We start from the raw sequence: 13,435 nt of genomic DNA, 5'->3' as shown, positions 1-13,435 counted from the left end.
AGCAAATCTGCTCGTGATTTCAGCGCGGTGGGCAAAGTTTGCCGGGAATAGCCGGTAATCCGTCCGTCGCCGCCAATCGTTTGTTTACGATAGTAGCGGCGACCAGGCCGGGTCGGACGCGAAGCCGGGCGTCGGGACCTTGAGTTCGTTGCGTCCCGACACGTCGACCGTAAAGAGCGATGGCCCCGCTCCGGTATCGCGGAAGAACATGATCACGCGACCGTTGGGCGCGAAGGTCGGACCCTCATTGTGATAGCCTGATGTGAGCAGACGCTCGCCAGACCCGTCCGGCTTCATGATACCGATCGAGAACTGTCCGCCGCCCTGCTTGGTGAAGGCAATGTAGTCGCCGCGCGGCGACCAGACCGGGGTCGAATAGCTGCCTTCGCCGAACGAGATGCGCTGCGCGGGTCCGCCGGTGGCGGCCATCGTATAGACCTGCGGTTTACCGCCGCGATCCGATTCAAAGCAGATCTTCGAACCATCCGGCGAGTAGGACGGCGAGGTATCGATCGCCGGCGTATCGGTGAGGCGCGTGGTTGATTTCGAGCGAAGGTCCATCACGAACAGGTTTGAATTGCCGCCCTGCTGCAGGCTCATGATGACGCGCTGGCCATCCGGCGAGAAGCGCGGGGAGAACGACATGCCGGGGAAGTTGCCGACGACCTCGCGCTGACCCGTCTCGATGTTGAAGAGATAGACCTTGGGATCACCCTGACCGAATTCCATATAGGTGATCTCTTGCGTGGACGGCGAGAAACGCGGCGTCAGCACCAGGTCGGCACCGCGCGTCAGGTAGCGCACATTGGCGCCGTCCTGATCCATCAGGGCCAGTCGCTTGACGCGACGCTCCTTGGAGCCCGTCTCATCGACGAACACCACGCGGCTGTCGAAATAGCCTTTTTCGCCGGTCAGACGCTCATAGATCTGGTCCGAGATGATGTGGGCGATACGGCGCCAGTATTCCGGCGAGGTGAAATATTGCTGGCCGGCCAATTGCTGACCGGTGGCGACGTCCCATAGCCGGAATTCGGCCTTCAGGCGTCCATCGCCCTGACGGGTCATGCGGCCGGTGACCAATGCCTGCGCATTCACGGTCTTCCAGTTCACGAAGTTCGGCGGTGCATCGATATTGACGGCTTTCTCGACGAAGGCAGCCGGATCGATCGGCGCGAACAGGCCGCTGCGCTTCAGATTGTTGGTAATGACCTGCGAGACGCCGACGCTCACTTCGTTGTCAGCGCCTGTGCCTGCGGAGAAATTGGGGATGGCGATCGGCAGCGGCGCAACGTTGCCTTCGGTGATCTGCACGCGCGCCTGACCGAAGGCGGTTCGCGCACCGGTGCCCATCAGCAGACCGGTCGACGCCATTCCTGTGATGATCTGTCGGCGGCTTGGGCGAAACAACATCGGGGGCAATCCATTCTTGTCGGTCATTATTGCGGGCTTTGCTCGGTAATCGCGATTGTCACCAGAGGTGACGTGCTTATGACCGTCGTTCGGTGAAAACGGGTTCAAAAAACTTCCACTCCTCGAAAAACGCCGGAGGCAGCTTATACGGCGCACATTCGATGATCGCACGCAGTGCGCTCTCCTGATAGACGCGGAAATACGGCGTCGACGGATTGCTGATGGCAACCGGCGTCGTTTCCAACGACCCGTCACGCTTCAGCTTGATGCTGAAAATCGACTCGGTCATCTGCGCTTCGATGCCGCCATAGGGCTTCTTCCAGCAGCGTTCGACCTGCGACTTGAACATCGCGCCCCAGGTGGCGACGTTGTTGCTCGCACTGCCTTTCGCCAACCCCAGAGCCTCGTTCGGATTGAGGTCGGACCCCGTCACCGAATTCCGGGTCGGATCACGTTTGTCGATTAGCGCTGCGATCTTTGACTGGTCGAACACGCGCTCGGCCTTCTTCGCCTCCGCCTGGGCTTTTGCTTCAGCCTTGGCTTTCGCTTCGGCGTCAGCCTTGGCCTTGGCTTCCGCTCTGGCCTTTGCCTCCGCTTTTGCCTTGGCCTGCGCTTCGGCCTTCGCCTTGGCGTCTGCCTGAGCCTTGGCGTCTGCCTCTGCCTTCGCTTCGGCCTCTGCCTTGGCGTCGGCCACTGCCGCGGCTTTTGCTTCCGCCTTGGCCTTGGCATCCGCCGCAGCTTTCGCTGCAGCCTCGGCTTTTGCCGCAGCCTCCGCCTTCGCTGCTTCGGCCGCGGCCTTCTCGTCAGTCTTCGGCTGTTCCTTCGGCGCCGTCTCGGTGATCACCGGCGGCTTCTTGTCGTCGATCTTGCCGACGGTATCCTCGACCGGCGGCTTGGCCTCGGCGACCTTCTCCACCTTCGGCTTCGGATTTTCCTTCTTGCCGGTCTTTTGACCGACCATGGACTGGCTTTCGACGCTGATGTCGACCCCGACGGAATCCTCCGGCATCACTTCCAATGCCTTGGAAGAGAATGTGAGAAGTCCCCACCCGATCACGATGACGTGCAGGGCTACCGATGCGATGAGTGTCTTGTCGACCTTCACCATCAGATTTCCAATCCTGCTCCTGCCCCGATCAACCGGCTGTTCCACGAGCTTACGTCCCCTGCTCCGGCAGGATCACGATATTGGCCTTGAATCCGGCAGAGCGAAGGGTGCCGAGCAATTTCATCATGTCCGTGTAACAGACGTCCTTGTCACCACGGAGAAACACGGTGTTGTCTGCCTCCGAACGCGTCGCCCGGATTGCCTTGATCTTGGCGTCGAGCTCACTCACCGGCACCAGAGCGTCGCCGATATACATTTCGACCGCCGAATTACAGCCGCCGCCGGTGCGCTTCACCGACACGGTGAGCGGCGGAGCATTCTGCGATATCGACTTGCCGCCGCTCGCGATCGGCAGGTCGATATCGATGGTCGAGGTCATCAGCGGCGCCGACACCATGAAGATGATCATCAACACGAGCATGACGTCGACCATCGGAGTGACGTTGATCTCGGCCATGACGGCGGCACGCCGGCGTCCGCGCCGACCTCCGCCACCACCGCCCGAGCCCACATTCATCCCCATGACAGGGTGCTCACTTCAAGGTTCAATTCATCACCCATCAGGCGCGCTCGTCGATCTGGCGCGACAGGATCGCTGAAAACTCGTCGGCAAACCCCTCCAGGCGCTGGGCCTGTTTGTTCACTTCTGACGTGAATTTGTTGTAGAAAATAGTCGCCGGGATGGCGGCGATAAGGCCGATGGCCGTGGCAAACAGCGCTTCCGCGATGCCCGGTGCGACCACCGCCAGCGATGTGTTCTTCGACGCCGCGATCGCCTGGAAGCTCGACATGATGCCCCAGACGGTGCCGAACAGGCCGACGAAGGGACCGGCCGAACCGACGGTCGCCAGCACCAGAAGCCGGCGCTCGAGGCGTTCGACCTCGCGGGCGATGGAGACGTTCATCACCTTGTCGATGCGCATCTGCAGACCGGTGAAGGACCGCGCCTGGCTTTCGAACGACCGCTTCCACTCGCGCATTGCCGCGACGAAACACGCCGCCATCGACTGCGTCGGCTTGGCGGACAGCGCACGATACAGATCCTCGATCGACTCGCCGGACCAGAAGGCCTGCTCGAACCGGTCCATGGCGCGGCGTGTGCGCGAATACAGGAACATCTTGTCGATCGCGATCGCCCAGACCCACACCGAACAGCCCAGCAGTCCCAGCATGACCGCTTTCACGATCCAGTGAGCCTGCAGGAACAGCGCGATCAGCGAAACGTCGGATGAAGCCAGCGGCAGGGCTGACTGCGCCACATCGGCCGGGTTCATGAACGGTATCCTCTCAACGCAAAAATCCTCAATTTGCCAGCGACTTGCTCATCGCCGGTGTCGCGGCCACGCATCGCGCGCGGCGCGGAACGCCAGTGCAATGTTCTTGTTGTGTCGCATGGAGGGCTTGTCCAAAGCCGAGCCCTAAATTCCCTGCCAACATGTCAAAACAAGGGCTTGCACGCGCTTCTGCGGCTTTTACCAGACGCCAGTCATGGTTAATGCGGAGTTACCAAAGTGTGTTTTGGCCGAGAAATGAAGCGGTATTCGCTTGTTCGTGAAGAGCGCGTGACAACGCAAAACCGCCCGCCTGAATGATCAGGCGGGCGGCGATGCGGCATCGGGCGAAGGGGCGCTACCGCCTGACGCCAATCAGTTTCGGGCCCTTAGCCCTGCGGCTGATTGTTGTCGGTCGGCGGGGTGGGCTTGGGGCGGTGCTGCGCCATGAACTGGTCGAACTCTTCCTTGTCCTTGGCGTGACGCAGGCGATCGAGGAAGTTCTTGAACTCGTGCTGCTCTTCCTCAAGCCGGCGCAGGGTTTCGACGCGGTATTCGTCGAAGGCGCGATTGCCGGAGGTCGGCGGACCAAAGCCGAAGCCCGACCCGAAGCCCGAGCGCTCCATGCGGTTGCGCATGCGCTCCATCTTGTACTGCATCCGCTCCATCTTGCTCTCGAAACGGCCGTGACGATCCCAGCAACCCATTTTTCTGCTCCCGAGTGTGAAGAAGAGAAGTGCGAGGCCAACCGGCCACCAGATGATAAAACCGAGCACGATCAACACGATGTGCCATGGTGAGCGCATCTGGTAGGACACCCGATCATCGGCGGGCGGCCCCCATCGATTGTAATCTGCAGCGTTGGCCATCTTCCTCTCCATCAGCGGCACCATGCCGCTTGTGAATGTAAATAACATTTACATACGTAGCTCGCGGCCGGATTTTGTCAAGGCGACCGCAAGGGGAGCGCCGCGAATTATTTTGGGGCGGTTCCCCAAGGACCCGATCTGGGTGCCGAGGATATGTCGGCCTGGGGCGGCTTTTGGTCGGCCGGAAAACCCAGTCCACGCAAATAAATCAGCGCGCCGGCTTCCAGCAGATCTTCCGGGGACATCGGCAGTTTGCGTCGCGCGGCATCGCCGCGGCCGAACAGCGAGGCCACGCCGTGCGACAGCGACCAGATATGCAGCGCCATCATCATCGCCGGCGGACGCGTCACACCCGGCGGCGTCAACGCGGCCAGACGCTCGGCGGCTGCGCGGATCACACCGAAGGCGCGTTCGCCCGCCGCCGCCAGTTCAGGGCTTGAATCTGCGGGAACTCCCGACTCGAACATCGCCGAATAGAAGGCGGGTTCAGTCCGCGCGAAGTTGAGATAGGCCTTGCCGATCCGCTCGAAGGCCGAAACCGTATCCGGCCGTCCATCGTCCCAGGCTGCGGTCAGCGTCGCCTCGAATTGTTCGAAGCCCCGCTGCGCGATGCTGGCGAGAAGATCGTCGCGGTCGCGGAAATGACGATACGGCGCCGCCGCGCTGACGCCGGCCGTGCGCGCGGCATCGGCAAAGGTGAAGCCCGCCGGCCCCTTCTCTGCGATCAGCCCGAGCGCCGCCTGCAGCAGCGCCTCTTTCAGATTTCCGTGATGATAGCCGCGCTCGCCGCGACGGTCCTTGTGCCAGCTCATGTGAAGGGCTTTTACATGAGCTGGGCCAAAAGGTCACACCAAAACGGCGCGACCGGCGCAAATTCCCTCAACAAATCAACGCCCGCCGCATGCGGAATCCTGCGGCGGGCGTGCGACCATGCTGCGGTAAGACCGTTTCAGGCCCGTCGCAGTGATTTTGCCTCCGGTAAGCGCCTGGCGGTGGTCTGCATGTCCTCGAATCCCGAGGCGACCGCCTGCACGTCCTCCGGATAATCCGCCATTTCCTGCACCTGGCGGATCTCGATCACCTCGTTGGGGGTCGCCGGGCAACGACTGGCCCAGGCGATCGCCTCGTCGCGCGAGGCGACGTCGATCATCCAGTAGCCACCGAGCACTTCCTTTGATTCCGCGAACGGCCCGTCGGTCACCACCGGCTTGCCCGATGGAAAGGATACGCGCGCGCCCATCGATGGCGGGTGCAGTCCGTCGCAGGTAATCAGCACGCCGGCATCCATCAGCGCCTTGTTATAGGCCATCATCGCGGCGACGCGCTCGACGTCATCCGGCACGGTACCCGGCGCCGCAGTCTCATATCCGCCGGGGATCATCAGCATCATGAATCGCATGGTCGCGGTCCTCGTTGATCTCGTTGCCTATTTCTGCGCGGCTTGCGCCCGCAAACGTTCTTCCTGCTCGCGCAGTTCTGGCGTGAGCGCCTCGCCGAAATCTTCGGCCGCAAACACCTGACGAATTTCGATTTCGTCGCCGGCGGCGAACGGTGCGCGCTTCATCCACGCAATCGCCTCGTCCCGGGAGGCGACGTCGAGCACCCAGAAGCCGGCAATCAGATCGCGCGTCACATCGAACGGCCCCTGTTTCACTGTCGGCTCGCTGCCGGTAAAGGTGATGCGCACGCCTTTCGACGTCGGATGCAGCCCCTCGCCGGCCTGCAGCACGCCGGCCTTGACCATTTCCTCATTGAATTTGCCCATCGCGGTCAGCAGTTCCGTCGATGGCATCACGCCGGCTTCGCTGTCCTTGTTTGCATGCACAATCACCATGAAACGCATATCTCTCTCCTGTTTGCGTCATCGGCCGGACCCGGACTCATTGTCCACCACAACCCGGCTCGCCAGAATGACGAACGACCTTTTCGCAGACCGACATCTCCCGTGAAATTATTTCTGAGGTCATACGACGTTACAAAGCCTGCTTCTGAAACACCCCATCCCTGTATGTCGCGCCGAAATACACATCGATCGACCGGATGAGATCGCCCTCGAAGCCGAAGACTTCGGTGTTGCGAAAGCTCTTGCCGTCCCTCGCCACGCAGCGATAGGTCACGAAAACCACATCGCCATGGACCGCGACACGCTCAAGATCATGCTGCGCAATCCAGTCGGCGACACGCCAGCAGCGGGCGAAATAGGTCGCCTTGTCGATCCGGTCATCGAACGGGCTCGTAAAGGTAAAGTCGCCCGTGAACGCATCTTCGACAGCCTTGCGGTCATTGCGCAGATAGGCTGCAAACAGGTCTCGGATGATCCCGGTCTTGTCGGCCCCCATGATGCTCACTCCTGCGGAAACATATGGGCGTACGGCTCCGCCTCCTTCACCACGCGCGCAACTGACGGCCGCGCCAGCAACCGGCCGAGATAGGCCGAGACGTTCCGATGCGCATCTGCGAGCGGATGCACCTTGTTCGCGTAGTAGAGCGCTGGCACAGCTGCACAATCGGCGAGCGTGAACGCTGCGCCCATCGCCCACGTGTTCGTCACCATCTGCTTGTCTATCATCCCGTAGGACGTGGTGAGCTGGGCCCGCGCCATGGTCACACCATGCGCATCTTTCCAGTCAGCCGGCACCAGCCTGTCGCCGACGATTTTCTGCACTGGCGTATGGACATAGAGATCATAGAAGCGGTCGCGTAGCCGCGTCTGCAGGCCGAGATCGCCGTCGGGGATAAAGCGCGTGCGGTCCGGAAAATGCCGGTCGAGATATTCGATGACGATGGAGGACTCTGGCACGATCGCGCCGCGCGCATCGTCCTGCAGCACGGGGAATTTGCCGATCGGCCACAGTTTCAACAGGGCCGCACGCTCGGCCTCCTCGCCGAGATTGACCATATGCGGCGTGAACGGCGTGTCGTTCTCGTACAGGGCGATCAGCGCTTTCCAGCAATAGGACGACAGCGGATGATAGTGGAGCGTGAGCGACATGAGATCCTCCTGCATCTTGTTACTGGAAGACGAACAGGAACAGCCCGTCCCGACAAGCCTGTCGCAGAAATTCCGGCGGAAAATCCGGGCTTGTCCCGCCCTGCAGCGTCTCCTAAACAGGCCGCCTAAACAACAAGCCATCGATAACCATCAGGGCAGGACATGACCAAGGCTGACGGCAAGGAACAGATCCGCAAGGTTGCACTCGTCACCGGCGCCGCGCGCGGCATCGGCCTTGCGGTCGCCAGGCGCTTTCTTGGCGAAGGCTACCGTGTCGCGCTGCTGGATATCGAGCGCGAACTGCTCGACGCCAGCGTCAAGGCGCTAAACGATCCCGACAACACGCTGGCGCTGCACACGGATGTCTCCGACGCCGCCGCCGTCGACAAGGCCTTTGCCGCCACGCAGGCCCGCTTCGGCCGGCTCGATGCGCTGGTCAACAATGCCGGCATTGCGAATTTCAAGCCGCTGCTCGAGACGACACTGGAGGAATGGGAACGCATCATGGCCGTGAACCTCACCGGCCCGTTCCTGTGCACCAGGACGGCGGCCCCCTTGATGCGTGAGCATGGCGGCGGCGCCATCGTCAACATCGCCTCGATCTCGGCGCTGCGCGCGTCCACCCTGCGCGTTGCCTATGGCACCAGCAAGGCCGGCGTCATTCACTTCACCAAGCAGTCCGCCGTCGAGCTCGCGCTGCTCGGCATCCGCGTCAATGCGGTGGCACCGGGTCCTGTCGAGACCGCAATGGCCAAGGCCGTGCATACGCCCGCGATCCGCGCCGATTATCACGACGCCATTCCGCTCAATCGTTACGGCGGCGAGGACGAACTTGCCGACGCGATCTTCTTCCTGTGCAGCGACCGGTCGAGCTATATCACCGGCCAGATGCTGGCGGTCGACGGCGGTTTCGACGCCACAGGCATCGGCCTGCCGACGCTGCGGCGCGAGGGCATCAACGGCTAGGCTACCCGTTCGGCGTCACTGCGCGCGCAGGGCCAGCATGAAACAAGCCAGTGCGCCGGTCGAGGCCACCGTGCGGACGTGGTTCCAGCCGGTCCAGACCTCGAGATAGGTACGCCACAGGCTCGCGCCTTCGACACTATCAGGCGAGACCGAGGCGAGTGTGTCGTTCAGCGGCACATTGAACACGATGGTCACCAGCAGCGTGCCGACGATGTAGAGCAACGCCCCTGCGATCAGCCAGGCAGCGCCGGGCTGTGACCATCTGGTGACGCCGAAGATCGCCAGCACGACGCAGACCAAAGCCGTGCCCATGAAGGCCGCCATGAAGATCGGATTGAGGATGGTCGTGTTGATCGACTGCATCGCGGCGATTCCGGTCGGCGCCGGCAATTTGCCGAACGCGCCCATGACCGAGACCGAGAACACGAAGAACAACCCGGCCATCAGGCCGGAGCCGATGGCAGCCAAGAAGGTCAAACCGAACACGATCCGATCCACCGACGACCTCCCCCACCTCACAGACGCGGCACAATAGCAGCTTCGCCTACTCCGCGAGCTGCGGCGAAAGTTCGCGCGGGCGCAGCGTGGCGATGCTGACGGCAAGTGCGCCCACTGCCGTGCAGGCGATGGTCGCCACCATCGGCAGCGAGGTGCCATCGAAGAACAGGCCGGACACGCCGATCATCAGACCACCGGTGACCATCTGCAGCGTGCCGCCCAACGCACTGGCGATGCCCGCGATGGGGCCATGATTTTCCAGCGACAGCACCATGGTCGACGGGATCACCAGACCGAGGAAGGCAAAGGATACGAACAGCAGCGGAATCAGCATCGACAGGCTGGTGAAACCGGCCAGTGTCAGCGCCAGCAGCACGACTGCGAAAAACGCATAGGCCGACACCGCTGCCATCACCACCCGGCCCATGCCGAAGCGGCCGCCGAGGAACCCTGCGAATTGCGAGGCGCCGATGAAGCCGATGGCGTTGACCGAGAAGGCCAGGCTGTATTGCGTCGGCGTCAGGCCATAGTGGCCGATATAGACGAAGGACGATGTCGCCAGGAACGCGAAGAAGCTCGCCATGCCGAGGCCGCCGATGAAGGTGAGCCCGAGGAAGTGCCAGTCGCGCAACAGCTCGCCGAAGCTGCCGAGCACGTTGCGGACGCTGCCCGAGATTCGCTCATGGATGGGACGCGTTTCCGGCAGCAGCGCGGCGACGAGGACGAGCGCGAGCACGGCGGCGATGGTCACGGCAACGAATACCGCCCGCCAGCCGAACGGCACGATCATCGCACTGCCTGTCAGGGGCGCCAGGATCGGCGACACCGAGAACACCAGCATGACCAACGCCATCAGCCTGGTCGCCTCAGGGCCGGTGTGCAGATCGCGAATGATGGCGCGCGGGATCACGCCCATGGCGGCAGCGCCCAGCCCCTGGATGAAGCGAAACGCAATCAGCCACGCCACGCCCGGCGCCAGCGCGCAGCCGATCGAGCCGGCGATGAACAGCGACAGACCGGCATAAAGCGGCGCCTTGCGGCCATAGACATCGGACAGCGGGCCATAGGCGATCTGGCACAGACCGAAGGCGATGAAGAACGCAATCAGCGTCATCTGCGTTGCCGCGGTCGTGGTGTGCAGATCGGCAGTGATCGCGGGCAGCGCCGGCAGATACATGTCAATGGCGAAAGGACCGACGGCTGACAACAGGCCAAGCACGATGGCGTTGCGGGTAAAGGCGGACATGAGATTTTCTTTTCTAGTTCAACGTGGCCGCGACGCATCTTTCGATCGCTGATCGTGACACGCCGGCTGGGATGAGGGGCAAGGCACCGCCACTCACACCACCAATGATCTCTCGTGGCGCCTTGTAGCGGAAGCAAACCGCACAGGCCAACCAGCGGTTGGCATCGTGCCCGCCCCTCACCCGCCGCAAGGATGCAGCAACCTCTCCTTGCCTGGCGAAGCTTCGCTTCGCGAGGCGAGGTCAGGGAAGAAAGCCCGCAGTTACTCGGGGGCAGAATTGACCATCCAGGGCACGCCGAATTTATCGACACACATGCCAAATCCCTTCGACCAGAACGTGGCGCCGAACGGCATCTTGATGGTGCCGCCTTCGGCCAGCGCCGCAAAGCGCTTGCCACCCTCGACCGGGTCTTCCGCCTGCAGGCATACCGAGAAGCCCTGCATCTTCTCGAAATGCTCCGGCGGTGCATCGGAGGCCATCACCACCTCGCCATCGATGGTCATCTGCGCATGCAGCACCTTCTTGGCCATGGACGGCGGCATGTGCTCGGCCGCGGGCGAGCCTTCCACATGCATGATGACACCGATCTTGGCCCCAATCGCCTTCTCGTAGAACTTGAAGGCTTCTTCGCAATTGCCGTTGTAGTGAAGATAGGGATTGACCTGCATCGTCCTGTCCTCCGTTGGATTATTTTTCGGTGATGGATTTGAGACTGGCGAGGCCGGCGGAAAAATCCTTGCCGACCATGTTGTCCATGTTCATGAACACATGAATGATCTTCCCGAGAAACGGTGTCGGCCCGTGCATCGTCCAGGTCACCAGCGTAGTATTGCCCTGCGGCAGCATTGTGAACTCGGCGACATTGTGGCCTTCGAACGGCTTGATGAAATCGAGCTTGATGCCGATCTTACCGGGCACCGTCGCCTCGATGATCTCCATGCGGCCGGAGCCGACCTGGCCGTTGCCCTCCCAGGCATAGACGGCGCCGAGGCCGCTATTCGCGCCGCTGAAGGTGCGCTGCATGGCGGGATCCTTGTGCTCCCACGGCGACCATTGCCCCCACTGATGGAAATCGGCGATCAGCGGAAAGATCTTCGCAGCTGGCGCGTTGATGGTGGCGGCCCGCGTCACCTGGAAGGTGTCAGGCTTGGTGGCGGCGAGTATGAGGACGATCACGATGGCGACCGCGAGAACGGCGGCGACGCCGGCAATGATTTTCAACATGGATGGCTCCAGTGTTCAGTATCGATGTGTCTTCAAGACGAACGGGGCGGTGGCGATCCGACAACCGAGTTCATCTTTCTTTGCGGATCCCCAAGGCGATGCTTTGCATCGTCTGCGCGCCGCAACACCATCATTTCGCAGCCTTCGCGCTGTTCGGCTTGCTGTCGCGCTGCAGCCGGTCGAGATGCATCCGGATGTGTTCCGCCTCCGCCGACGTATTGGCCAGCGCGATGGCCCGGTTGAAGCTTTCCCGCGCCTCATCGTTGCGGCCGAGCTGCATCAGATAAGCGCCTTGCACGCCGAAAAAGTGGAAATAGTTCGAGAGCTTTGCGGCCAATGGCGCGATCATCTCCAGCGCGGCTTCGGGACCGCGCACTTTCGAGACCGCCACCGAGCGGTTGAGCGTGATCACCGGCGACGGCTGCAGAATTTCCAGCGAGCCATAAAGCAGGTCGATCTGTGCCCAGTCGGTGTGTTCCGGTTTCGCCGCGCGGGCATGGAGCGCAGCAATGGCAGCCTGGATCTGATAGGCACCGGTGCGGCGATGGCGCATCGCCTTGTCGATCAACGCCAGACCCTCGGCGATCATCTTGCCGTTCCACAACGTGCGGTCCTGATCGTCGAGCAACACCAGCGCGCCATTGGCATCGAAGCGCGCCGCCGAGCGAGCATATTGCAGCAGCATGAGCGCTGCGAGGCCCATGATTTCCGGCTCAGTTGGAAACAACTTCAGCAGCAGCCGCGCCAGGCGGATCGCCTCCTCACAGAGCGGGGCGCGCAAGTCGATACTGTCGCCGGACGCCGAATAGCCCTCGTTGAAGATCAGATAGAGCATCGCGGCCACGGCAGCGAGGCGCTCGGAGCGCTCCGGCGCGCCGGGCGTCTCGAACGGCACATTGGCCCTGGCGACGGCAGATTTAGCGCGGGTGATGCGCTGCTCCATTGCGGCATCAGACACCAGAAAGGCGCGGGCGATCTGCTTCACCGTCAGGCCCGACACGATGCGCAGCGCGAGCGCGATCTGCTGCGTCGCCGGAAGCTGCGGATGGCAGCAGATGAACAGCAGCCGCAGGATATCGTCGCGATAATGCGATCCGTCGAGACGTTCGGCCAGTTCGCTCTCGGCATCGTCCAGATCGGATATCGCGTGGTCGTCCTCGGGCAGCGGCTGCTGCTTCGCGCCGCGGCGGATATCGTCGATCGCCACGTTGCGGCCGACCATGATCAGCCACGCCGCGGCATCGCGCGGCGGACCATTCTGCGGCCAGGTCTTCAGCGCACGTAGGCAGGCGTTCTGGAACGCCTCCTCCGCCGTGTCCAGATTGCGGAAATAGCGCAGCAGCGCGCCAAGCACCTGGGGACGCGCCGAGGTCAGCGCCGCATCGATCCAGGCGACGTCGGTCATGGCTGAAACGCTCCGTGGAAGACGCCGATCGGGCGGATCTCATAGGCGCCGCCGGGATTGGCACGGCCAAGGTCCTGCGCAATCTCCAGCGCGCCATCGAGATTTTCTGCCTCGACGACATAGAAGCCGAGCAACTGTTCCTTGGTTTCAGCGAAGGGGCCGTCCAGCACAACCGGCGGCTCGTCCTTGCGCAGCGTGGTCGCCGCGGTGGTAGGCAGCAGCCGTGCCACGGGGCCAAGCCGGCCCTGCTGTGCGAGCTTGCCGTGCACGACGGCGAGCTTCGCCATCACGGCGTCGTCTTCGTCTTTCGACCAGCCGCCGACAACGGCTTCATCATGGTAGCAAAGGATGGCGTAAAGCATGGGGTCTCCTTGAATGAAAGACGGTCGGCATCGTGCGATGCCGACAGGATAGCGGAAATTATTGTTGGGAGCGCGGCGTGAAA

The 13,435-nt window shown here is 62.3% G+C and carries 17 protein-coding genes; 1 reads left to right on the top strand and 16 read right to left on the bottom strand.

Annotated elements, in window-relative coordinates; translation table 11 throughout:
• Positions 1-84: 84 nt before the first annotated feature.
• The 10 genes from tolB to ACEK02_RS10155 form a co-directional block, all read right to left on the bottom strand.
• Entirely contained in the window at positions 85-1,410 is a 1,326-nt protein-coding gene (gene tolB, locus ACEK02_RS10200; RefSeq protein WP_371421593.1) for a Tol-Pal system beta propeller repeat protein TolB, read from the bottom strand.
• 76 nt (positions 1,411-1,486) lie between these two features.
• A complete protein-coding gene (tolA, locus tag ACEK02_RS10195; RefSeq protein WP_371421610.1) occupies positions 1,487-2,515 on the bottom strand; it encodes a cell envelope integrity protein TolA in 1,029 nt (342 codons plus the stop codon).
• A gap of 52 nt (positions 2,516-2,567) precedes the next feature.
• Positions 2,568-3,041 carry a biopolymer transporter ExbD gene (locus ACEK02_RS10190; protein ID WP_371421592.1) on the bottom strand — a complete coding sequence of 158 codons (474 nt, stop codon included), beginning with the start codon at positions 3,039-3,041 and terminating at the stop codon, positions 2,568-2,570.
• 37 nt (positions 3,042-3,078) lie between these two features.
• Entirely contained in the window at positions 3,079-3,792 is a 714-nt protein-coding gene (tolQ, locus tag ACEK02_RS10185) for a protein TolQ (protein ID WP_116661140.1), read from the bottom strand.
• A 386-nt stretch (positions 3,793-4,178) separates the two neighbouring features.
• Positions 4,179-4,658 carry a DUF2852 domain-containing protein gene (locus tag ACEK02_RS10180; RefSeq protein ID WP_371421591.1) on the bottom strand — a complete coding sequence of 160 codons (480 nt, stop codon included), beginning with the start codon at positions 4,656-4,658 and terminating at the stop codon, positions 4,179-4,181.
• 107 nt (positions 4,659-4,765) lie between these two features.
• Entirely contained in the window at positions 4,766-5,470 is a 705-nt protein-coding gene (locus ACEK02_RS10175) for a TetR/AcrR family transcriptional regulator (protein WP_371421590.1), read from the bottom strand.
• A gap of 137 nt (positions 5,471-5,607) precedes the next feature.
• Positions 5,608-6,057 (bottom strand): YciI family protein, encoded by a 450-nt coding sequence (locus ACEK02_RS10170; protein ID WP_371421589.1) that lies wholly within the window; start codon positions 6,055-6,057, stop codon positions 5,608-5,610.
• Between the two features lie 27 nt (positions 6,058-6,084).
• The gene (locus ACEK02_RS10165; protein ID WP_371421588.1) at positions 6,085-6,501 is read right to left on the bottom strand and encodes a YciI family protein; all 417 of its coding nucleotides are present in this window, start codon (positions 6,499-6,501) and stop codon (positions 6,085-6,087) included.
• A 130-nt stretch (positions 6,502-6,631) separates the two neighbouring features.
• Positions 6,632-6,997: a nuclear transport factor 2 family protein gene (locus ACEK02_RS10160; protein WP_371421587.1), complete on the bottom strand. Its 366-nt coding sequence runs from the start codon at positions 6,995-6,997 to the stop codon at positions 6,632-6,634.
• Between the two features lie 5 nt (positions 6,998-7,002).
• Positions 7,003-7,650, bottom strand: a complete 648-nt coding sequence (locus ACEK02_RS10155) for a glutathione S-transferase family protein (RefSeq protein ID WP_371421586.1) — start codon at positions 7,648-7,650, stop codon at positions 7,003-7,005.
• 162 nt (positions 7,651-7,812) lie between these two features.
• On the opposite strand from ACEK02_RS10155, the gene ACEK02_RS10150 reads away from it, so the two are divergent.
• The gene (locus ACEK02_RS10150; RefSeq protein WP_371421585.1) at positions 7,813-8,616 is read left to right on the top strand and encodes an SDR family NAD(P)-dependent oxidoreductase; all 804 of its coding nucleotides are present in this window, start codon (positions 7,813-7,815) and stop codon (positions 8,614-8,616) included.
• A 15-nt stretch (positions 8,617-8,631) separates the two neighbouring features.
• Here ACEK02_RS10150 and ACEK02_RS10145 read toward each other — a convergent pair whose 3' ends face one another.
• From ACEK02_RS10145 to ACEK02_RS10120, 6 genes are all read right to left on the bottom strand, one after another.
• Entirely contained in the window at positions 8,632-9,114 is a 483-nt protein-coding gene (locus ACEK02_RS10145) for a DUF1772 domain-containing protein (protein WP_371421584.1), read from the bottom strand.
• Between the two features lie 46 nt (positions 9,115-9,160).
• A complete protein-coding gene (locus ACEK02_RS10140; RefSeq protein ID WP_371421583.1) occupies positions 9,161-10,360 on the bottom strand; it encodes a multidrug effflux MFS transporter in 1,200 nt (399 codons plus the stop codon).
• Between the two features lie 261 nt (positions 10,361-10,621).
• Positions 10,622-11,029 carry a VOC family protein gene (locus tag ACEK02_RS10135; protein WP_371421582.1) on the bottom strand — a complete coding sequence of 136 codons (408 nt, stop codon included), beginning with the start codon at positions 11,027-11,029 and terminating at the stop codon, positions 10,622-10,624.
• 19 nt (positions 11,030-11,048) lie between these two features.
• Entirely contained in the window at positions 11,049-11,585 is a 537-nt protein-coding gene (locus tag ACEK02_RS10130; RefSeq protein WP_371421581.1) for an SRPBCC family protein, read from the bottom strand.
• 130 nt (positions 11,586-11,715) lie between these two features.
• Positions 11,716-12,990 (bottom strand): RNA polymerase sigma factor, encoded by a 1,275-nt coding sequence (locus ACEK02_RS10125; RefSeq protein ID WP_371421580.1) that lies wholly within the window; start codon positions 12,988-12,990, stop codon positions 11,716-11,718.
• The gene (locus tag ACEK02_RS10120; RefSeq protein WP_092139199.1) at positions 12,987-13,352 is read right to left on the bottom strand and encodes a YciI family protein; all 366 of its coding nucleotides are present in this window, start codon (positions 13,350-13,352) and stop codon (positions 12,987-12,989) included. Before ACEK02_RS10120 ends, ACEK02_RS10125 begins: the two co-directional genes overlap by 4 nt.
• Between the last annotated feature and the right edge of the window lie 83 nt (positions 13,353-13,435).

The sequence above is a fragment of the Tardiphaga sp. genome (genome assembly GCF_041424195.1).
GTDB lineage: Bacteria > Pseudomonadota > Alphaproteobacteria > Rhizobiales > Xanthobacteraceae > Tardiphaga.
This window is presented reverse-complemented; position numbering and strand designations above follow the sequence as displayed.